The sequence below is a fragment of the Halosolutus sp. DAT137 genome (assembly GCF_059736405.1).
On sequence record NZ_JCAQID010000003.1, the window covers coordinates 215,876 to 235,148 of the forward strand.

Sequence of the window (19,273 nt, forward strand, 5' to 3'; positions counted from 1 at the left end):
GGACAGTCAGTGGTTTGTTATGCTCGCCCTATGACTGAACAGCCGAGTTATAATTATTCGACTGACTGTGGGGAGTTCTCGTATGTTACGGCAGGCGAAACGGTTCGCGACGATCGGGACGCATGCAGCCCTGAAACGGCGGCCCACGTCGGTCGAACCGGTCGACGAAGCGCGCCTCGACGATATTCTGGACCGGTATGCCGACCAGGAGACGGTGTTTCTCCACGCTGGACTGAGCGACGTTCGGTCGGCGTTCGACCGAAACCCGTACGAATTCGTGCTCGAGAAACTGCGATCGAACTTCGAGAGCATCCTCGCGCCGGGGTTTACGGACTACTTTCGGATCTCCGGCGTCTATCATAAACAGTTTTCGCGCCCCAAACACGGGACGTTTTCGAGACTCTTTCTCGAAGACGCGACCTACCGAACGGACGACGCGATCAAGTCGATTCTGGTCGACGGTCCCTACCGATTCGACGACTGCGACCACCACCGGAGTTACGCTCCCGACGGCTGTTTTGCGAAACTCGATCGCGAGAACGTCCTCGTGATGAACATCGGTACGCCCTGGCTCAAGTGCTCTCATCTCCACTACATCGAGCGATTGTACGACGTGCCGTACATCGAAGACACCGAGGCGTCGGGGGTGATCTACTACGACGACGACTCACACGATCGGATCACCCAACAGACCGCGAACTACACCTCGAAGTATTACTCGTTCAACAAGCGAAAGATCATGCGCATCCTCGACCGCGAGGGGGTGTTAGACCACACGAATCTGAACGGTCTCGAGGTCTACCTGTTCAACGTACGCGAGTTGCGAGAAGCGCTGGAACCCCATTTGCTGGACGATCCGTACTTTCTGGTCACGTGAGCGGGACGCGGTTACCACTGTCAGTGAGACGCGGTTGCCCTTGCCAGTGCGACGCGATCGCCACTGCCAGCGGAATGGGGGTGAGACTACCCGTGAGTCGAAGCTTTCAGCGAACTCGGGGACCGATCGCCCGCTCTCTCTCGCTGTCAGGACGTGTCGCTATCGATCTTCGCTGGCCGCATCGGGTGCTGATCGGGCGACGAGCAACTCCGACATCGCGTAGCTCATCCAGCCCTGACACCACCGCATCAGGGTGACCCGTTTCGTGTGATACCGGTATTTGCGGTAGTAGAACACGCCCTCTCGAACCTGCAGGTTCGCGAGCACCCAGCGCAGGATTCGCTCCGCCTGATCGAACTCCCCTTCTCGGGTGAACACCAACATTCCTTGCGTGCTCGCGTGAATATCGCGGGGGTAGGCGTTCGACTCGTCGAAGTTCGGCGCGCCGTCGGCCTCGAACAGTTCGTCCCGGTAGAACTGGAGGGCCGATTCGATCGTCTCCTCGTACCGATCGGAGCCGACGACGTCGCGGTAGCGCTGGAGGCATTCGATAATGAACCCGTTGTGGTGGCTGTCCATCGACAGGTGCGAGGCATCCGCGGGGATTCGATACGGCCAGCCGCCGACTTCGGTCTGGTGGGCGACGACGTGGTCCAGAATCTCCGTCGCTCGATCGCGAAGTTCCTCGTCTCCGAAGTAGTCGTAGAGGTCGACGAGCATCCCCGCGCCGAGGGCGGCCGAATTGAGCGTGTAGGAGTCGTCGGGGTGGTTCATGTGGTAGTCGATTTTCGCCCCCTCCGCTCCCTCTCTGTAATTGAGGTCCTCGACGAGGAACCAGGTCGCCGTTCGGGCGATCGTCGCGTACTCCTCAGGCACGGCGTCGTGCCGGACGGCACGCAGCAGGGCTTTCACCGCGTACGCGGTCGAGACGATATCCGCGTCGTTGGGGACCCCCTTCGTGTGGAAGTGTTGCATCTCGTGGCGGTGGCCGCCACAGAACCCGCTGTAGCCGGTACAGCGCTCTTCTACGAGCCAGGCGGCGAGCTGGGTTGCCTCCTCGAGTGGATCGAAATCGGCGGGCTCCGGGAGGTGTCCGCTGCTCGTCAGTTCGTGGTAGTTGAGATTCGCCATCGTAAACAGCGCCGCGCCCTTGTAGTTGCGGCGGTGTTCGACCCGTAGCAGCGGCCTGATGTTTACTGGGGCGCGTTTGACGACTTCCTGGACCACGATGTTGACCCATCGGTTGTCGACGGGGGCCGCCTGCAGGAGTTTGCTACTCATCCCGTCGCCGTAATCCGGCCCTGCGTACGATCGATCCCGCGCGTACTCGAGGGTGGCGTCGAGTACGGGCCCGTATTCGTCGATCGCCGCCGCGGACGCGGCCCCGGGTTCAGCGGAGTCCCCGTTAACCGTGCGTGTTGCGTGGTGCACTCGATCGTCCGACGCCGTCGATCGTGACCGCGAGAACGCTCCCCGCAGCAGGTTCGCGACGTTGATCTCGGGAGTTAGCTCTGACTGCATTGACGGAAATCTGCGCTGGGGGACCCATTATTATCCGCTCGCTACCCTCGTCACCGGCGGGGGTCTCCTGGCCCTACCGTCCGTCGGATGTCGATTGTGGGCGGTTTCCGATCGCTTGCTGGAGGTATGAGCCTGATAACAAACCCACCTGACTGTCTCAGTATCCGATCAGGACACGGTGGTAGTCACAATGCAATACCTGTTTTTCACCAACACGCCGGCACACGTCCATCTCTACAAACACGCCGTCAGGGAGCTTCGCGATCGCGGCCACGAGGTACTCGTCCTCGCGCGGGAGTACACCTGTACGACAGATCTGCTCGAGTGGTACGACCTGCCCTACGAGGTCTACGGCTACTGCGATACCTCGAAAGGGTCGCTGTTGAGTCGACTGCCGGCACATTACTACCGGGCGATTCGGAAGGCCCGCCAGTTCGACCCGGACCTCATCTTCGGGATGGGCGGCTACGCCGCACATACCGGCGCGGTGCTTCGAACCCCGACGGTGCTCCTGATCGACTCCGAGCCGGCGGCGTTCGATCACACCATTTCGACGCCGTTTGCCAGGGCCATCCTCACTCCCGATACGTTCCGCAAAGACCTGGGCGACGACCACTACGTTTTCCGGGGCTTCAAGGAGTGTGCGTACCTCCACCCGGAAATTTATACATCGAACCCTTCGATCCGCGATCGACTCGGCCTCGACGCCGACGAGCCGTACACGATCGTTCGGCTCAACGCCTTTGGCTCCCAACACGACGTCGGCAAGCAGGGGATCACCGGCGAGGGTCGCCGTCGACTCATTACCCACCTCAGCGAGGACGCGACGGTGCTCGTCTCCGACGAAGGTCGGGAGACGGATCTCGCGGACCTACCTGCTCGCGAGTTCGATCTCCACCCTGCGCTCATGCACGATGCGCTTGCCGAGGCCGAACTCCTCGTTGCCGACACGCAGACGATGGTCACGGAGGCGGCGTTGCTCGGCACGCCGGCGATCCGATCGAACTCGTTCGTGGGCGACAGCGATATGGGCAACTTCGTCGAACTCGAAACCCAGGGACTGATCCACAACGTCGACTCCCTCGACGCCATCCTCGATCGATCACGGACGATACTCCGCGAGGACGGTACCAGCGACGAGTGGGATCGACGGCGAACCGAGTTCCTCTCCGAAACAGTCAACCTCACGGAGATCATCGTCGACGTGGCGACCGCACACGGGTACGTCGATGGCATCGAGTCGCTTCAGAAGTACGACCAGCCGCCACAGACGGAACCGACGCGATCGGTTGGCGTCGGCAGCGATTGATACGGTTGCTATGGCGATGTGCCGGTGGCGCGACACCACGGCCGGCGGTCGGGTACTGATCTACAGCAGTCCACACGAGCGGGATTGGAGCGATTCCCGTGTGAACCGTACCATCGGCGACGAGAGTATCTAATCGTCTTCCCACACGCGTTGCTTCCAGACTCGGCCATCTTCGTCTTTCTCGCACCTTCAGTACAGTTGCTAGTTCGTCTGTCCGAATGCAACGAACCTGCCAGGATCCGGGCCATGCTGCCGGTTTCTATAGTACCGACTGATCCGATTCACACACCGATCGCAGAACCGCCTTGCGATCGGGTGTGCAGTGATTTTTAGTGGCTACTCTATTTTGCTTCGCGATCCGCCACCGAAACCCTGATTGGCGACTTCGGCGGGAGTATCGACCGTGATCAGTCTGAGCCACCTGGCTCGACGTACGAGTCCGTCTCCGTGAGGTAGATACGATCAACGAAGAGCAAGGAGACGATTCCCGCCGCGAGGATTACTCCCGACGTCAGTACGAGGAATCCGTCACGCATCCCTGCTGTTTCGATAATATATCCAACCAGCGGCGGCATCGCCGCTCCCGTGAGGCTGATGGCGGTCCAGATGTAGCCAAACGTTCTGCCTTCGAGTTCGGGGGGCGAAATATCACTGATCAGTGCATCGCGAGCGGGTGCCAGGCCGTAAATTCCGGTACTGATTAGCAACAGAACCGCCAGGAGCAGTGTCGGTCCCAAATCGAGTAGCGAGAGGGACAACAGCCCGATAGCGGCCGTTCCGGAACCACCGAGAAGGATGAGACGTGTGTCTACCCTGTCTGTCAATTCACCGACTCCTAACTGGAACACGCCGGCAAACACGAGCATCGCTGCAAAATAGAAGTTTGCGACCGACTCTGGTCCGAAATCGACTCCTATCAATTCGAACGAGTACGCGTATACGGCGACGATAAACGCTGGAAGAAACGTTTTAATTCCTTCCGCCGAGAACATTTTTGTGATAAAAAAGAGGTAAAGAACTACCAGAGGATACAAATATGTCCGATTTTCCGCGGTTTTGACGGTTTTCTGAGACGTGTCGCTTTTCTCCCCCGTTTTTTGTTGTGCTGCAGGGATGGTTTCGTAGTCGTCACTCTGTAATATCACAAACAATAGAAGTCCAAACGCGGTGCCGAAAACACCCAGAATCAAGAGAATCTGGTGCCAGAGGAGAACGATAATCAGGATGCCGATCACGACTGGTGCGCTCGCATCCCCAAATTTCGCGGAACTCCCAAACGCTCCCAGAACTTTCCCCTTGTTCTCCGGGGAGACGTTGTCCGTGATCATCGGATACCCGACTGGATGGACCACAGCACAGCCAACGCCAACGAGGAGCATGGCAAATCCCATCACAAAAAAGCCGCCTTCGAACGCGTACCCGACCAGCGTAATTTCCGGAACGGACGCTTCGAGAGCTGGTGAGCTGGCGAACAGCACGTACCCCAAACCGGCTAGCGTAATCCCGGTGGGAAGAATGTACAGTCGATCGTACCGATCCGATATAACTCCCAACGGTGCCTGCGCGAGTCCTGATCCGAGCGAGTAGAGACTGATGAGCAAACCGAGTTGCCAGAGTGGGTACTCCATAGCTACCGCCAGCACAGGTATCAGCGGTGGAATAAGCCGCATGAGGAAGTGTTGTACGAGATGTATCGCACTGATGACGAGGATAAATCTGAGTTCGCGACCCGAGAGACCGAACATTGGTCGTAGACGTACGTGCTCCGGGTTAATACCTCCTACATCGAACTGATACCTGTCAACACGAATCTCGTCTGGCAAGCGTTGTGCGACCCTGTCACTCGGCACAGACGCCCTACACCAAACTCGGCTGTCACGAATCTCATGGAATACCGAAAGCGTGCCACGTCCCCCCGATGCCCAGTTCGGACGTGACGATATCGATGGCTACCGATCGACCCCGGACCGATCGAACCGCGCTACCCCGACCGGTCCCGTGCCCTCAGGAACCAGCCGACGCCCAGTAATGCACCGGTAGCCAGGCCGAGACCGAGCCCGTAGACGGTAAACGGCAGCTGTTCGTCGGCGTCCTGTGAGGGCGCGACGGTCAGTTGCGTCGGCACGGAGGCGTTCGCACTGTACCGATACGCGTCGTCCGTCTCCTCGTACATCGTCGTCTCCGATTCGTTCCACGTACCGTCTTGCTCGGCGTAGAGGGCGACGTGGTTAGGATCGAGTCCCTGCTCGTCGAGCCAGTCTTTATCGACCGTGAACGTCACCGTGGTGTTGTACTCGGCGTCGGATTCGGTCGACACGCCGAGGTGCGATGCTGATTCGACACCAGGGGGCGACGGCGATGGCGTTTCCGGATGCCCGTTCTCGGTGGTGACCGTCGTATCCCCGTCCACGCCGGTGACCGAGAGACGATCGAACGTCACGTCGCTTCCGGTTCCGTAGGTCGGCTGGAGGCCGACTCGATCGTCTCGATCCGCGCCGGTGACGGTCGCCCGGATGCCGTCGTCGGTTCGATCGTAGCTGATCGACGGATCGTCACAGCTACCGGCCCGGATCGTAATCGGCTCGTCGAGTGCGTCCATCGGTATCCGTTCCGGGTTGTCGGCGTTGCCGGAGAGGATCTCCCACGAATCGATCGTCCCGTCGTCGTAGAAGTCCCCGTCCGGGTGGCCGTGTGCGTCCGGATCGCTGTAGGTCGCCTCGTCGTTGAACGCCGGGTAGACCGTGACGGCGAAGTGACCGTCGAGTCCGCCCTGAATCGCGCCACCGGCGGTTCTAGCCTCCCGCCAGATCCACGAGGCGCTCGCCCAGCCGTCGCCGCGATCGAACTCGTCGACGTTCGACTCGCCGTCGTAGTCGTCGTTTCTGACGACCCACTCGCTCTCGGCGGGGAGGCCGACGACCGCCACGTCCGCGACGCCACCCTCGGTGTCACCGTCGACCTGATCGTGGACCATCACGAGGCTCAGCCCGTCGGAGCCCTCGTGGAGGAAGAGAATGCTCGTGTCGTCCTCCTGGAGGTGGGTCGTCCCGTAGGAACTATACGATCGATCGACGCCCGGCGGATGTGTCTCGTGATTTCGATAATCGTAGAACTCCTCGATCGACTCGCCGGATCGCAGCGGTTCGATCTCTCGGCAGTCGTCGCCGTATTCGATGACGTAGGAATCCGGTTGTTCCCCGTCGGTCGTCGCTGGCATCGCCGCAGTGGACGATAGCTGGTGGCCGGCGAGGCCGATACTGCTCGTCAGCACGAGTGCGACGACGAGCACCGTTACGGCCAGACTGCGGTCTGGGTTCGTCATCGCTCTCCCGTCAGCTGGTCGGGTGCTGTTGGTTTCCGCTCGGCATCTGCCGAACGCATTTCGCCCTCGTCGCTCTCGCCGGCGAGTCGACAGAGTCGGTCGGGGGTGCCAACCCACGCGCCGAGGTCCAGGGCTCGTTCTACGAGCCACCGGTAGAGTGATCGGTAGCCGGGAAACTCCCGCTCGTTGAGGTATCGCGGATGCCAGAGGACGGTCATCACGGCGTCGTTCGCCGCCGCTTCGGTGAGCAACTCCTCGCACCGATCGCGGGCCGCGTCGAATCGCGTCTCCGGGTCGGGAAGCGCCTGCTCCATTACGGTCAGCGGGAAGACCAGAAACTCGTCGTCGAACGGCCGAATCGGCCGGTAGCCGGCCGTGAAACCACATTCAGTCCCCGAACCCAGGCTCGAATCGTACCGGAGTCCGATCGAGCGGTAGTGTCGCCACGTTTCGGGCACCGAGAGTCGCAGGTGGTGCTGTCGGCCGCCAGCGATCGGCTCGTCGAGGACTGACTCGAGGGTCGCCTTTTCGGTAGCGAGTCGATCGCGATCGGTCGCCGTGTGGTAGGAGCCGTGGAGACCGACCTCCCAGCCGCCGCCGGCGAGGTCGCGGATAACGTCGACCAGCGGGGGTGCAGTCACGTCGTACCGGCCGAGGTGTTCGATCCAATTCGCAGCCGAGAGCCAGTCGCCGACCGGACGATCCGTGAGCAGGTGCTGTTCGTTCAGAAAGTACCACGCTGATCGAACGCCGAGGTCGGCTTCGAGTGCCATGAGTTCCTCGAATTGCCAGTAGGGATTCGAAGACGAGACCGCCGTTCGGAGGTGGTATTCTGGGCGCTCTCGTGTTGCCCGGTACAACGATCTGAACCCCTTGTAGGGACGGTCGACGTCGTGGGTCAGACAGAGTGCAAACGAGCCGTCATCGGGAATCGACAGCTCGGCCCGCGGAAGGTCGGCGAGTCGCGGCTTCGCCAGGGCCGATCGCTCGGATGGGCGCGCCTCGGTCATCGTCTCACCGCCCTCGGTCGATGACTCTCAAGGCTGGGGGGTTGGTGTGCGGTATACATCAGCTGATCTCATCAGCAGTGAGCACTGATATACGGTTAGTAAATAATCGCCTTACAGAATTTCAGCGCTCACTACCCGGTTGCGCCGGGGAGTTCTCTGATCGGGATCGTTGTCACTCGTTACCGGCGATCGCTCGAACGGGACCGCGATCGCGGGTAGTACGATACAACATTCCCTATGAAACGCTCACAATCCCCTGGCGCCGGAAATCGCCCGCGGGATTGGTTTGGCCGGTTACTCTGCCGATCGAGGAACCGTCCGCGGGGAGTGGTCTTCGCGCTCGGTGCGTTCCTCGTGCTCCTCGAACCCGTTATATCGAGTCACCTCGAGTGATTTGTTTTCCTCGGCGTCGAGCCAGATTGCGATGCCGAGGGCGATCACGCCGAGCAAGACGGTCGCAAACGACGTCAGAACGGCGGTTGTCCCGTCGGCGTCGCCGGTCTCCTTTCTCGCTGCGCCCACGAGTCCGGTCCCTCCGCCGACCAGGCCCGCGGTCCCAGCGCCGTACAACACGACTGCCGGATGGAAGCGCTCGACGACGTACCGGGTTTTCAGCCGCCAGAGAAAACTCCGAAGCAAGAGCAGGGAGACGAACCTGACGAACGGGGCGTATCGAATACTGCTCTCTTCGTCGCCGTAGACGGCGGACATCGAGATGTCCGCGACCCGACACTCGTTGACGTTGAGGTGAGTCAGTAGGTGGTTCAAAAAGCCATACTGGTCGGTGATCGCGTCGAGATCCAGTTTCTCGATCGTCTCCCGAGAGATCGCGGTGTAGCCGTTCTGGGGGTCACCGACGGTCCAGTAGCCGGCCGCGAACTTCGAGAGGCCGGTCAGCATGGTGTTCCCGACCAATCGGAACGTGGACATTCCCTCGCGGTCTCGCGCCGAGAGCAGGCGGTTCCCCTTCGCGTAGTCCGCCTTGCCGGTCGCGACGGGATCGACGATCCGGTCGAGGATTTCGGGGTCCATCTGCCCGTCGCCGTTCATCACGGCAACCACGTCGATGCCGTCTTCGGCGGCGCGTTCGTACCCGGTTTTTACGGCTGCGCCGTAGCCGCGGTTCTCCTCGTGTCGAATGGGGACCACTCGACGGCCGTCGCCACCGTCTGCGATCGTCTGGGCTGGTTCGTTCGCTGCGTTGATACGTTCTGCGACGTGTTGGATCACCTCCCAGGAATCGTCCGGTGACGCATCGTCGACGGCGTAGATTCGATCGACGAATTCGGGAACGGTTTCGATGACGCTACCGACGAACGCCGCTTCGTCGTAGGCCGTCACCACAACGGCGACTGTTTTGCCGTTATACATCGTTCCCTCCGTCCGTTTCGGTCCACTCAGATGCGCCATTTCGCTCCCTGACCGTCGATTCCGCCGGTAACTGGGCCGCGTCGTCTCCACGTTCCGGGTTCGTCGTTGCTCCCGGACTCGCTGTGTCCGTCGTCGCTCCCGGCTTCGCGCCGTCTCTGGTGCCTGCGAGCGTGTAGACTCGGTGGTGCGCGTCCCCGATATCGAGCGCACCCCGACCGTCTACGACGACCATCGGATCCATCGCGCCCCACGGTATCTCGTCGAACGCGTCGTGTGGCGTGACCAGCACCGCGGCGTCGAACTCGCTAGCTGCCAGTTCGTCGATTTCGATCGCACGGACGCCGTACTCGGCCGGATCGACGAGCGGATCGACGCCCGCGACGCTCGCGCCGCGATCGACCAGCGCTTCGATCACGCCGAGGGCGGGCGAGGCGCGGGTCTCCTCGACGCCGGGGCGGTACGTGAGCCCGAGTACGACGATCGAGGCGTCCGCGATGGGAGTTCCGACCGCCGCGAGCTCCCGCTCGAGATGATCGACGACGACGGCCGGCATCCCGTCGTTGATCTCGCGGGCGGTCCGGGTGAGCGCCATCGGCTCGTGCATCCGGGACAGCAGGAAGTGCGGATAGTAGGGGATGCAGTGGCCGCCGACGCCCGGTCCGGGATCGTGCAACTGGCACATCGGGAGGTCGTTCGCGGTCTCGATTGCCTCCCGGACGGAGATTCCGAGTTCGTCGGCAAGCCGACCCAGTTCGTTCGCGAGCGCGATGTTGACGTCGCGGTAGACGCCCTCGAACACCTTGACGGCCTCCGCGGTGGTCGCGTCGGAAACCGGGTGGACCGTATTGTCCGAGAGTTCGTCGTAGACGATCGCGGCCGCGCGAGTGCTTTCCTCGTCGACGCCGCCGACGACCTTCGGGTACCGGCCGCGAATGTCCCGCAGCGCAGTCCCCGAGGAGGTTCGTTCCGGACAGAACGCCAGGCCGAACTCCTCCGGCGAGAGCCCGCTTTTGTCCGCCAGGTGTGGGCGGAGAACGTTACGGCAGGTTCCCGGCGGAAGCGTCGACTCGGCGATGACCAGATCACCTGGTTCGAGTCCGGCGGCAATGTCGTCGGCGACCGATTCGACCGTCGCGAGGTTCGGCTCGTCGTCTTCGTTTATCAGCGTCGGGACGATAATCACGTGGATCCGAGCCGTCGCTGCCGCCGACGGGCCGTCCGTCGTTGCGTCGAGTCGATCGGCAGCGACCTGGCTTTCGACGAGGTCGTCGAGGCCGGGTTCGCCGACGACGTGGCTCTCGCCGCGAGCGATCGACTCGACGACGTCCTGGTCGATATCGACCCCGGTCACGTGCCCCGTCGTCTCGGCGTAGACCGCCGCGAGCGGGAGTCCCATTTTGCCGAGACCGTAGACTGCGACTGGAACGTCGCCCTCAGTCAGGTGGGTTCGCAACTGATCTTCGGGGCGGGTTGACCCGTACACGGCGATTTTGGTGTCGGTTCCAGTTCCGCTGCCGTCAGTGCGTCGTGCTCGACCGTGCTCCTGATCTCGGTCCGTCACGCTTCCACCTCCCGCTCGCGCGCGGCGAACCGATCGGAGACGAGCGCGTCGATTCGCTGGATCGTCTCGAGCGCGGCGATGCCGTCCTCGGGCGTCACTTCGGGTTCCGAGCCGGTTCGGACGGCGTCGACGAACGACGCGAGTTCGTGGCGCAGCGGTTCGCCGTTAGACACCCGCGGGCGTTCGACGACGCTCTCGTGACGGTACCGGTTCTGGCCGTCGTCCGTGAGGTACTCCGGATAGGAGTCCCGGTAAATCAACACCGAGGACTCGAGGTAGTCGACCTCGACCAGACAATCGCGGGCGGTCACCGTCAGCTTCCGGACCTTTTTTTGGGTCAGTCGACTCGCTGTCAGCGACGCGATCACGTCACCGTACTCGACCGTCGCGGTCGCGTACTGCCCGTCTTCGGTCCCGGATGCGGTGATTTCAGCCGGCTGGCCGTCGAGAATCGTCCTGACGATGTCGACGTCGTGGACCATCAGGTCGAAGATGACGTTGCCAGGGGCCGTTCGATCGACCGGCGGCCCGAGTCGTTCGGCCTCGACTGCGATTACGTCGAGGTCGTCGATCAGTTCGATCAACGTCCGGACGGCGGGGTTGAATCGCTCGATGTGCCCGACCTGCAGTACGAGCCCCGCTTTCGCCGCTTGCTCCGCGAGTTGCTCGCCGCGTGCGACCGTGTCAGCGATCGGTTTCTCGACGAGGACGTGGGTGTCGCCCTCGAGGCAGGTCGAGACGACCTTGCCGTGGGCGTGGGTCGGGACGGCGACGGTGACGAGGTCGCAGCGATCGATCAGGGTGTCGAGGGTCACTGCGTCGGCCCCGAACTCGCTTGCGACCCGTCGTGCGACGCCCCTGTCTCGATCGGAGACGGCGACGAGGTCGACATTCGATAGTTCACTGTACACGCGCGCGTGATTCTCGCCCATCGAGCCGACGCCGACGACGCCGGCCCGGAGCTGGTGTTCTGCTGTCATCTGTAGTGGTCCCGAACTGCCTCGACGACGGTTTGCCGATCTCGCTCTGAGAGGTGGGGGTGCACTGGCAGCGAGAGCACCTCGTCGGCTGCTCGTTCGGCCGCTGGCAATCGCGTCGCCGCCGCACTCACCGTCTCGTAGGCCGGTTGGCGGTGAATCGGCGTGTCGTAGTAAACGCCCGTGTCGACGCCGTGCGCTTCGAGCGTTGCTGCGAGGGCGTCTCGATCGTCCGTCCGAACCGTGTACTGGTGGTAGACGTGGCGATATCCGTGCGGTTCGGTCGGCGTCTCGATCGGCAACTCCGCCAGGGCGTCATCGTAGACCGCCGCGTTGTCTCTCCGCGCGTCGTTGAGTTCGGGGAGCCGATCGAGTTGTACTCGACCGATTGCCGCCGCGAGACTCGTGAGGCGGTAGTTGTGACCCAGTTCGACGTGATCGTAGCCGCCGGTGCCGGTCTCGCCGCGGCCGTGATTGACGAAGCGGGCGACGCCGTCGGCAACGTCCGCTCTGTCCGTCGTGACCATTCCGCCCTCGCCGGTCGTCATGTTCTTCGTCGGGTAAAACGAGAAGCAGGCGGCGTCACCGAACTGTCCGACCCGGCGTCCGCGGATCGACGCACCGTGGGCCTGGCAGGCGTCTTCGAGGACGAACAGGTCGTGCTCGTCGGCGATATCTAGCAGTGCCGGCATTGGGGCCGGTAATCCGTACAGGTGGACCGGCAGGAGACCGACGACGTCGTCCCGTTCCTCGACGAGTCGCTCGACGGCCGCGGGATCGATCGTGTACGTCTCCTGATCGATATCCGCAAAGACGGGAATTCCGCCGGCGAGTCTGATCGCGTTCGCGCTCGCGACGAACGAAAACGGCGAGGTAATGACCGCGCCCCCCGATTCCAGCCCGAGCGCTTCGAGTGCGGCGTGTAACGCCGTCGTCCCGTTCGAGGTTGCCACGCCCCGACCTGCCCCGCAGTAGGCTGCGAACTCCCGCTCGAACGCCCTGACTTCGGGACCGTCAGCGAGCATCCCGTCTTCGAGGACGGCTCGAACGCGATCGAGAGCGGTTTCACCGATACTGGGCGCTGCGATCGATACCGTACGGGTCTCCGACTCGTCGGCTCGTTCGATTTCGGTCGTCTCGTCCGTGGCTGCCCCGCCGTCGGTTTCGGTTTCGGTGTCCCTCATGCGAGTTGATTCGGTCCCTCCAGCGGTTCCGGGAGCGGTCGCGTTGACGCCGGCGCGCCGACGGCGAGCGTATTCGCCGGCACGTCTTCGGTGACGACGGCACCCGCGGCGACGAACGCGTTCGAGCCGACGGTCACGCCGGGTAGCAGCGTCGCGTTCGCGCCGACCGACGCGCCTTCTTCGATCGTCGGGCCTTCGAGCCCGCTGTCGGTCCGGATCGGGTACTCGTCGTTCGTCAGCACCGCACTCGGGCCGACGAAGACGTTGTCCTCGATCGTCGTCTCGGTCGGTACGTACACGTTCGTCTGGAGGCTGACGTGCGATCCGATCGTCGTCTGGCCGTCGATGACCGTCTTCGTTCCGACGAGAACGTCGTCACCGATCGTCGTGTTCTCGCGAATCAGGACGTCGTGGCCCGTCGTGAACTCGTCGCCGATCGTCACGTCGCCGTAGACGATCGAGCCGGCCCTGATCGTCGCGTCGTCGCCGATCCGGGTCGGTTCGTCGAACGCGCCGTAGCCGACAGTCACCTCGTCGTCGATGTTGGCGTTCGTTCCACAGACGAACGAACTCACGGCGATACACCTCGATTACTGACGGTCAATTCGGTCCGGGCGTCGCCCGGTTGTCGACGGATGTGCCGTCGTTGTTGGGAGATCATACTGTATCGATACCCGCGTGGGCAATCGTCCTGACACAGCCGGTACCGAGGCTTTGTTATCCCCGGCTTGATGGGGCCGTAGTCCCGAACTTATTGGCGACGATTCCGCCGTCGGGAAGACGGATCCGATCGATACGCGGATCCCGATTCCGCCCGCGTTCGTCGGAGATGGACCGGAAACGTAAGCTTAGCCGTCAATCACGAGCGGCGACTGGTACAATTCCCTTTCTCGAGGGTAGCTGAGCGATAGTAAAGGGTCACAGGGTATCAGGGGGCAGTGTGCGGTTACCGATCATACCCGGCAGACGGGAACGGGAACTCGAGGGCATCTCATGACTGACAGCGAACTCACACAGGCCGAACTCTTCGACGTGTTCAGTAACGCTCGGCGGCGGCGAACGGTCCAGTACCTGAAACGGCAGGGTGGCTCCTGTGATCTCGCCCCGCTCGTCGAACGGGTCGCCGCCTGGGAGAACGAGACGGATCCGGAGAACGTGACGCGCACGCAGCGACGACGGGTCTACATCTCGCTCTACCAGACACACCTCCCGATGCTCGAAGATCACGGGATCGTCGACTGGAACCCTGACGAACACACGATTACACTCCTGCCTAACGACGGGCTGTTCGAACCCTACCTGGATCGACGGCTCGAATCCCAGCCGGCGTGGCACCGGATATACGCGTCCCTGACGACGCTCGGCCTCGTCGCGCTCGCGCTCGCGGTGTTTTCGGTCGGCCCGATACCTGCCAGCGTCGCACCTGTCGTCGCTCTCCTGCTGTGTGTCGCCGTTCTCGCCGTCGCGATTGCACAACACGCCCTTCGTCGACCGGGTTCCCGCCTCCCTCTCCGCCGTGCTGGATACTGACCGCGACCGTCTCAGCGACGGTTCGAAGACGCGGCCCAACTGGTCGAACCAGTAGTTCCGGATCGGGTTCTCAACTGCATGTTTCGACCCCGCAGGGCGCACGCGGGGGTTCGAAAACTGAGCCCCGAGGTGGCGAGCCTCGGTCGAATTGCCGGCGTTCAGCCGTCCGGAACGAGCGGGTCCTTACCGGTAAAATAACGACGGCGGTCGGGATCCCTCGCTCGTTTCCGAGCGCTACTCCTCGGCGGTCGTTATCGTAACCCAGAAGAAGGTGTCTTCCATGGCGTTCTCGTTGGTTGGCGTCGTCGGCGGTTCGTCTTCGTACAGCAAGACGCTTATTCGGACCGTATCGCCCGCGGCCGCGGGTGGCGTCCCCTCCAGTTGGAGCGTTTCGGTTTCCCCATCCGCGATGCGTACTTCCGACTCGCCTATCGTCGACCGATCGACGACGTCATCGCCGTCGAGGAGTTGCTGTTGCACGACGACCGTGTAGTCGGTGTCCGCCCCTTCCTGATTCTCGACTGAGATCGTCATCGAAATCGGCTCTCCGGGTACGACTTCGTCGGGTAGCTCTCCGGCGACGAGGTCTCCCTCCTCGGTCTCCGAGTACAGTCCTAGTTCGGTAAAACCGCCCGCCGAGGCCGGTGCGAGGACGGCGAGGACCAGCGCACCGATCGCCAGACTGATCGCGACGACCAACACGATCGACGATGCCTGGACTGTCCGTCCAGACCGGAGTCGTCGAAGCCTGGCGAGCGGGGAGACCGAAAACCGGTCCGACGGTGCCGTACGGAGACGGCGCAGTGCGCCGAGCTGTGCAAACCCGATGGTCACGACGACGAGCCCAGCGATTGCCGAGGTCGCCTCGAGCCCCCACTCGGTACCGGGGAGCAAGAGTACCACTCCCAGCCCAGTCGCGATCGAGAGCACCAGCGACAGGCCACCTCGTTCGATCGCGTCGATGCCGCGGGGTCGCTGCGTCTGGGAGTCACGGGACGCGTGCCCGTCCCGTTTCGTTGCCGGGAACAGTATCGACACGAGCGCGTATCCCGGCAGAAACAGGACGAGCGGGAGCGTCAGTAACAGTCGTAGAGCGCTTCCGCCGTCCAGGACTGGTATCACGACGTACGCCAGCGCCGCGAGCACCGAAACGATCGCGAGATCGATCGGATACTGCCGGACACGCTGGACGCGAGTCAGTGTGTGTTGTCGAAGACTCATCGATCGCTCCCTCCGGACGGTCGTCTGGTGACCACTGCAGCTGGAACCGAAATCATATCCATTCCCGATATGTAGTTCGCTTTCGGTCGCTTTGTTATGTGTAGAGCACGCCCAAAACCCAGCCGTTTAGGGCGGAGATACGCGCTTCCGGGGGCGGGATGCAGCCATCAGTGCGACCACGGCGGGACGGTTTCTCTCACAGTAGACTTGCCGTCACAGGATCTTCTCTCGTGCTCAGAGGTGAGAACCCTCTCCCGTTTGCAGCGATGCACAGCGGAGATCCACGGCGGTTGCGCCCTCGCATCACACTGCGTTCTGTCGGGCTGTCCGAGGTCGACTGTTTCGTGTCCGTAGCAAAGATCCAACTTCTGTGGACACCGCTACCGGTCGACCCTTCCCGCACAGTCCGGAGCGTCTAGAAGTCGACGTACTGCGCTTCCCACTCTCGACGCTCGTCGATTCGCTGACGACCGGCGTCAGTGATCGCATAATAGTTCGTTCGCCTATCCAGTTCCCCTTTCTCGACCAGTTCTTTATTGACGAGCGTATCGAGATTCGGGTACAGTCGCCCGTGATTGATCTCGGAACTGTAGTACTTCTCGACTTCGTCTTTGACGGTTTGTCCCGACGGTCGATCAGCGCCTGCGATCACGTACAGAAGGTCTCGCTGGAAGCCGGTCAGGTCGTGCATTGCTCAATCACAGTGACCGTTCCACTGAGTAGATATTTGTTATCCGTATCATACAGGCTGTACGGTGCTTTGTTCAAAATATATTACTATCATAAAATGGTCGTGATGGTGACTGTCACGTTCCGGTATCAATGAAGAGACGAGTTCTCGTCTCGACGACCGCTTCGGTGGACTCCACGACCGGCCCACCCCGACACTGGCCGGCGGCGACGGCGAACCTGTCCACCCGTCGTTGATGAATCTACCTGGCGTTTCCCTCGGTCGGTCCGTGGCTGGCCCCGTCGACGCCCACTCGGGTACGTTATCCGTTCTGTTGCGTGATGGCGACATCGATGCCGTCGCTGCCGATCCCGACCGATAGCGTCTCTACGGTTCCCTCGTAGGCGGTCGTATGCGAACCGTCAGATTCGAATCGCACACACTCGGCCAACAGATTGCTCTCGAGTAAGTTGTTGATTCGTCGGTAGACGGTAGCCGACGAGCTGTCCGTCCGCTCGGTCAGCTCCTTTGCCGTTTTCGGGCCCTCGCTCGTCGCCACGAGAATCGTCCGCGCACACTCGTCTCCGAGGATGTCGAGTTTAGCTGCCGGGTCGTTCGCCGTTTCCGATCGCGTATTGCTTGCTTGCGTTGACATTGTGGTCACTCTTCGGGTGGAATTCGGTCGCTCTCCCAGCGTGGCGTTGGTGCCGGATTTTCGATTCCGGGGTCCGCTGTGGGGGCGTGTCCCTCCATTGGTCTCGCTAAAAAATCGGTAAGTGGTAGTGGTATTTTATAACGATGTACCTTATTCTGCGCTGGACACTCGGTCGAAATCGAAATACGAGATTTCCATCCGGAAACCACGGCTTTCCCGCCGTCGATTCGCCGTTCAATCGGCAGTTTTCCCACCGAATGCAACCCAACCCGACTGAATTCGCGTTGAGGTCGATCGGACGAAAATCCTTTCGATAGCCCCGTAACGGCCGATATCTGTCGTCTTCGATCGGAAACTGGGTGTTTCTACCGGTCTCGACTCGCCGCCGCAGTGAACAGTCACCGTCTTTTATTCGCATCTGCCCCCCCTCATGGACTGATGCGGGACGAGCGAGTCCCGACGGCCCCGGCGTTCGCGTCCTGGCCCGTGGGACGATACCGATCGACCCGGAGTGGTCCCCAGTCGGTGGGAGTCCACCTGCGTTCCGGGTTCGAGTGCCCGTCCGCGTCTACCCCCTCAATCGAACGTATGACCCCCACACAACACAACTGGAAGCCGATGGAATCGTCGACGGCTGGTGCCCGCTGTCGAAACTGCGGTACGCACGTGACCCAGCAGTTCGCGCGCGTGTTCGGAGACAACGGCGATGTCGTTCACGGATGCCCAGGCTGTACGACCTATCGCGAGATGCAATCCGGCGGACATCTTCCGGGCGACTAGGGTACGGTCAGACGCGTTTTTGCGGTAGATTCGCCACTCTCGCGGCATCGTTTTAGGCCAGAATTTGATTATGCGGGGGATACATCAGAAGAAATACCGCACGTTAAAGTTAGTGGTTCGCGAAGGTGGGAGACATATGGTAGGAGGTAGGGGACTGTCCATCAACCGCGTGCCGACCCAGAGCAATGTCAGTCCAGACGAATCGAACTGAGTCGCTCGCGGAAAGCGAGGTCTTCCACATCCTCGGAAACGACAGGCGCCGAGCGATCGTCCAACTGCTCGCTGCCGAGTCCGAAACGGTCGGCGTCTCGGACGTTGCGACCGAGATCGCCGCCACAGAGTCGGACGCGACGCCCGTTCCGAACAATCTCTACAAAAGCGTCTATGTCTCTCTTCAGCAAACGCACCTCCCACAGCTTCAAGAAGATGAGGTCATCGAGTACGATTCCGACGCGAAAACGATCCAGCCCGGTCCGAACTTCGAGGACGTTCTCCAGTACGTCGACGGCCACGAACAGGATCGCTCGTCGATCCTTCGACTGCATCTCGGACTCTGCGTGCTCGGTCTCGTCCTCATTGCACTGTCCGGTCTCGAAGTGGCGGTGTTCGTGCAACTCGATCCGATTCTGTCGAGCGTCCTCATTTTCCTCGCCGTCGCCTCGAGTAGCATCTACCGACTCCTGAACTGACCGCCCGGCGACCAGCTCGATTCGGCGCCGTGTTCCCCGAGGACGAGCGGTACGGCTGTCACTACCCTGGGTGAGATTCGACTTTCCCCGGCGCTACGGGAGCACCCTCCTCGCTGGGCCGCCTAAAAAAATCACCGGTGTGTTGATCAGCGGAACCGGTTAGATGACGCTCGCGGATGCGATCATCGGTTCGGCGTCGTCGTCGTCAGTCTCGAGTTCGTCGTCGGTGTCATCGTCAGTCTCGAGTTCGTCGTCAGCGTCGTCTTCCTCGTCGATCGCGTCCGCATCGTCGGTGAGTTCGATGACCGCGACCTCACCGAACTCGTCCGTCAGAACCATGTGGACGTATTCGCCGGGTTCGGCTTCGGTCGTATCGAGTTCGAACTCGACGGTCTCGGTCTCATCGCTGCCCAGCGTCACTTCCTGGGACTCGACGAGGTTCCCCTCGACACGGAACTCCACGTCCTGAGTCTGCTCTTCGTCACCTGGGTTCGTCACGTCCGCCGTGACGGTGACCTGGTCACCGATCGTTCCGTTCGCTGGCGCATCGAGGTTCTCCACGGTGAAGGAGTCTGATGGCTCCTCATCGACGGGTT

At 61.8% G+C, this 19,273-nt stretch carries 18 protein-coding genes; 5 read left to right on the forward strand and 13 right to left on the reverse strand.

The features are described from left to right. The first annotated feature begins 82 nt into the window (after positions 1-82). A complete protein-coding gene (locus tag AC6I6L_RS08465; RefSeq protein ID WP_497917310.1) occupies positions 83-877 on the forward strand; it encodes an AAC(3) family N-acetyltransferase in 795 nt (264 codons plus the stop codon). Positions 878-1,036: 159 nt separating this feature from the next. Here AC6I6L_RS08465 and AC6I6L_RS08470 read toward each other — a convergent pair whose 3' ends face one another. Then, entirely contained in the window at positions 1,037-2,398 is a 1,362-nt protein-coding gene (locus AC6I6L_RS08470; RefSeq protein ID WP_497917311.1) for a prenyltransferase/squalene oxidase repeat-containing protein, read from the reverse strand. Positions 2,399-2,588: 190 nt separating this feature from the next. On the opposite strand from AC6I6L_RS08470, the gene AC6I6L_RS08475 reads away from it, so the two are divergent. Next, positions 2,589-3,707 (forward strand): DUF354 domain-containing protein, encoded by a 1,119-nt coding sequence (locus AC6I6L_RS08475; protein ID WP_497917312.1) that lies wholly within the window; start codon positions 2,589-2,591, stop codon positions 3,705-3,707. Positions 3,708-4,114: 407 nt separating this feature from the next. Here the strand turns inward: AC6I6L_RS08475 and AC6I6L_RS08480 are convergent, their stop codons facing one another. From AC6I6L_RS08480 to AC6I6L_RS08515, 8 genes are all read right to left on the reverse strand, one after another. Next, entirely contained in the window at positions 4,115-5,452 is a 1,338-nt protein-coding gene (locus AC6I6L_RS08480; protein ID WP_497917313.1) for an MFS transporter, read from the reverse strand. A gap of 236 nt (positions 5,453-5,688) precedes the next feature. Further along, the gene (locus AC6I6L_RS08485) at positions 5,689-7,029 is read right to left on the reverse strand and encodes a PGF-pre-PGF domain-containing protein (RefSeq protein ID WP_497917314.1); all 1,341 of its coding nucleotides are present in this window, start codon (positions 7,027-7,029) and stop codon (positions 5,689-5,691) included. Then, positions 7,026-8,039 (reverse strand): polysaccharide deacetylase family protein, encoded by a 1,014-nt coding sequence (locus tag AC6I6L_RS08490; protein WP_497917315.1) that lies wholly within the window; start codon positions 8,037-8,039, stop codon positions 7,026-7,028. The genes AC6I6L_RS08485 and AC6I6L_RS08490 overlap by 4 nt, the downstream gene beginning before the upstream one ends. A gap of 294 nt (positions 8,040-8,333) precedes the next feature. Further along, on the reverse strand, positions 8,334-9,410 hold the full coding sequence (locus AC6I6L_RS08495; RefSeq protein ID WP_497917316.1) for a glycosyltransferase family 2 protein: 1,077 nt from the start codon (positions 9,408-9,410) through the stop codon (positions 8,334-8,336). Next, positions 9,403-10,899 carry a nucleotide sugar dehydrogenase gene (locus AC6I6L_RS08500; protein ID WP_497917330.1) on the reverse strand — a complete coding sequence of 499 codons (1,497 nt, stop codon included), beginning with the start codon at positions 10,897-10,899 and terminating at the stop codon, positions 9,403-9,405. The genes AC6I6L_RS08495 and AC6I6L_RS08500 overlap by 8 nt, the downstream gene beginning before the upstream one ends. Before the next feature lie 68 nt (positions 10,900-10,967). Further along, positions 10,968-11,951 (reverse strand): Gfo/Idh/MocA family oxidoreductase, encoded by a 984-nt coding sequence (locus tag AC6I6L_RS08505; protein WP_497917317.1) that lies wholly within the window; start codon positions 11,949-11,951, stop codon positions 10,968-10,970. After that, a complete protein-coding gene (locus AC6I6L_RS08510) occupies positions 11,948-13,132 on the reverse strand; it encodes a DegT/DnrJ/EryC1/StrS family aminotransferase (RefSeq protein ID WP_497917318.1) in 1,185 nt (394 codons plus the stop codon). The genes AC6I6L_RS08505 and AC6I6L_RS08510 overlap by 4 nt, the downstream gene beginning before the upstream one ends. Next, the gene (locus AC6I6L_RS08515) at positions 13,129-13,707 is read right to left on the reverse strand and encodes an acyltransferase (RefSeq protein ID WP_497917319.1); all 579 of its coding nucleotides are present in this window, start codon (positions 13,705-13,707) and stop codon (positions 13,129-13,131) included. Before AC6I6L_RS08515 ends, AC6I6L_RS08510 begins: the two co-directional genes overlap by 4 nt. Positions 13,708-14,125: 418 nt before the next feature. On the opposite strand from AC6I6L_RS08515, the gene AC6I6L_RS08520 reads away from it, so the two are divergent. Further along, positions 14,126-14,662, forward strand: coding sequence for a DUF7344 domain-containing protein (locus tag AC6I6L_RS08520; protein ID WP_497917320.1), 537 nt, complete (start codon positions 14,126-14,128; stop codon positions 14,660-14,662). Between the two features lie 234 nt (positions 14,663-14,896). On the opposite strand, the gene AC6I6L_RS08525 is transcribed toward AC6I6L_RS08520, so the two are convergent. The 3 genes from AC6I6L_RS08525 to AC6I6L_RS08535 all read right to left on the reverse strand — a co-directional run bounded on the left by AC6I6L_RS08525 (position 14,897) and on the right by AC6I6L_RS08535 (position 17,208). Beyond that, entirely contained in the window at positions 14,897-15,883 is a 987-nt protein-coding gene (locus AC6I6L_RS08525; RefSeq protein ID WP_497917321.1) for a DUF1616 domain-containing protein, read from the reverse strand. A 415-nt stretch (positions 15,884-16,298) separates the two neighbouring features. Next, positions 16,299-16,574 carry a PadR family transcriptional regulator gene (locus AC6I6L_RS08530; protein ID WP_497917322.1) on the reverse strand — a complete coding sequence of 92 codons (276 nt, stop codon included), beginning with the start codon at positions 16,572-16,574 and terminating at the stop codon, positions 16,299-16,301. Positions 16,575-16,875: 301 nt separating this feature from the next. Continuing rightward, entirely contained in the window at positions 16,876-17,208 is a 333-nt protein-coding gene (locus AC6I6L_RS08535; protein WP_497917323.1) for a helix-turn-helix domain-containing protein, read from the reverse strand. A gap of 618 nt (positions 17,209-17,826) precedes the next feature. Between AC6I6L_RS08535 and AC6I6L_RS08540 the strand changes: the two genes are divergently transcribed. Beyond that, entirely contained in the window at positions 17,827-17,988 is a 162-nt protein-coding gene (locus AC6I6L_RS08540) for a DUF7563 family protein (protein ID WP_497917331.1), read from the forward strand. A gap of 185 nt (positions 17,989-18,173) precedes the next feature. Then, positions 18,174-18,677 (forward strand): DUF7344 domain-containing protein, encoded by a 504-nt coding sequence (locus AC6I6L_RS08545; RefSeq protein WP_497917324.1) that lies wholly within the window; start codon positions 18,174-18,176, stop codon positions 18,675-18,677. Between the two features lie 159 nt (positions 18,678-18,836). Here AC6I6L_RS08545 and AC6I6L_RS08550 read toward each other — a convergent pair. Further along, positions 18,837-19,273, reverse strand: a 437-nt coding sequence (locus tag AC6I6L_RS08550) for a CARDB domain-containing protein (RefSeq protein WP_497917325.1), incomplete at its 5' end; no start/stop codon positions are given.

What these genes read in the sequence shown, in the direction of transcription:
- AC6I6L_RS08540 (WP_497917331.1), top strand. Translation starts at nt 17,827, where the DNA reads ATGGAATCGTCGACGGCTGGTGCCCGCTGTCGAAACTGCGGTACGCAC.
- AC6I6L_RS08485 (WP_497917314.1), bottom strand. Translation starts at nt 7,029, where the DNA reads ATGACGAACCCAGACCGCAGTCTGGCCGTAACGGTGCTCGTCGTCGCA.
- AC6I6L_RS08520 (WP_497917320.1), top strand. Translation starts at nt 14,126, where the DNA reads ATGACTGACAGCGAACTCACACAGGCCGAACTCTTCGACGTGTTCAGT.
- AC6I6L_RS08465 (WP_497917310.1), top strand. Translation starts at nt 83, where the DNA reads ATGTTACGGCAGGCGAAACGGTTCGCGACGATCGGGACGCATGCAGCC.
- AC6I6L_RS08480 (WP_497917313.1), bottom strand. Translation starts at nt 5,452, where the DNA reads ATGTTCGGTCTCTCGGGTCGCGAACTCAGATTTATCCTCGTCATCAGT.
- AC6I6L_RS08510 (WP_497917318.1), bottom strand. Translation starts at nt 13,132, where the DNA reads ATGAGGGACACCGAAACCGAAACCGACGGCGGGGCAGCCACGGACGAG.
- AC6I6L_RS08490 (WP_497917315.1), bottom strand. Translation starts at nt 8,039, where the DNA reads ATGACCGAGGCGCGCCCATCCGAGCGATCGGCCCTGGCGAAGCCGCGA.
- AC6I6L_RS08545 (WP_497917324.1), top strand. Translation starts at nt 18,174, where the DNA reads ATGTCAGTCCAGACGAATCGAACTGAGTCGCTCGCGGAAAGCGAGGTC.
- AC6I6L_RS08505 (WP_497917317.1), bottom strand. Translation starts at nt 11,951, where the DNA reads ATGACAGCAGAACACCAGCTCCGGGCCGGCGTCGTCGGCGTCGGCTCG.
- AC6I6L_RS08475 (WP_497917312.1), top strand. Translation starts at nt 2,589, where the DNA reads ATGCAATACCTGTTTTTCACCAACACGCCGGCACACGTCCATCTCTAC.
- AC6I6L_RS08535 (WP_497917323.1), bottom strand. Translation starts at nt 17,208, where the DNA reads ATGTCAACGCAAGCAAGCAATACGCGATCGGAAACGGCGAACGACCCG.
- AC6I6L_RS08470 (WP_497917311.1), bottom strand. Translation starts at nt 2,398, where the DNA reads ATGCAGTCAGAGCTAACTCCCGAGATCAACGTCGCGAACCTGCTGCGG.
- AC6I6L_RS08525 (WP_497917321.1), bottom strand. Translation starts at nt 15,883, where the DNA reads ATGAGTCTTCGACAACACACACTGACTCGCGTCCAGCGTGTCCGGCAG.
- AC6I6L_RS08530 (WP_497917322.1), bottom strand. Translation starts at nt 16,574, where the DNA reads ATGCACGACCTGACCGGCTTCCAGCGAGACCTTCTGTACGTGATCGCA.
- AC6I6L_RS08495 (WP_497917316.1), bottom strand. Translation starts at nt 9,410, where the DNA reads ATGTATAACGGCAAAACAGTCGCCGTTGTGGTGACGGCCTACGACGAA.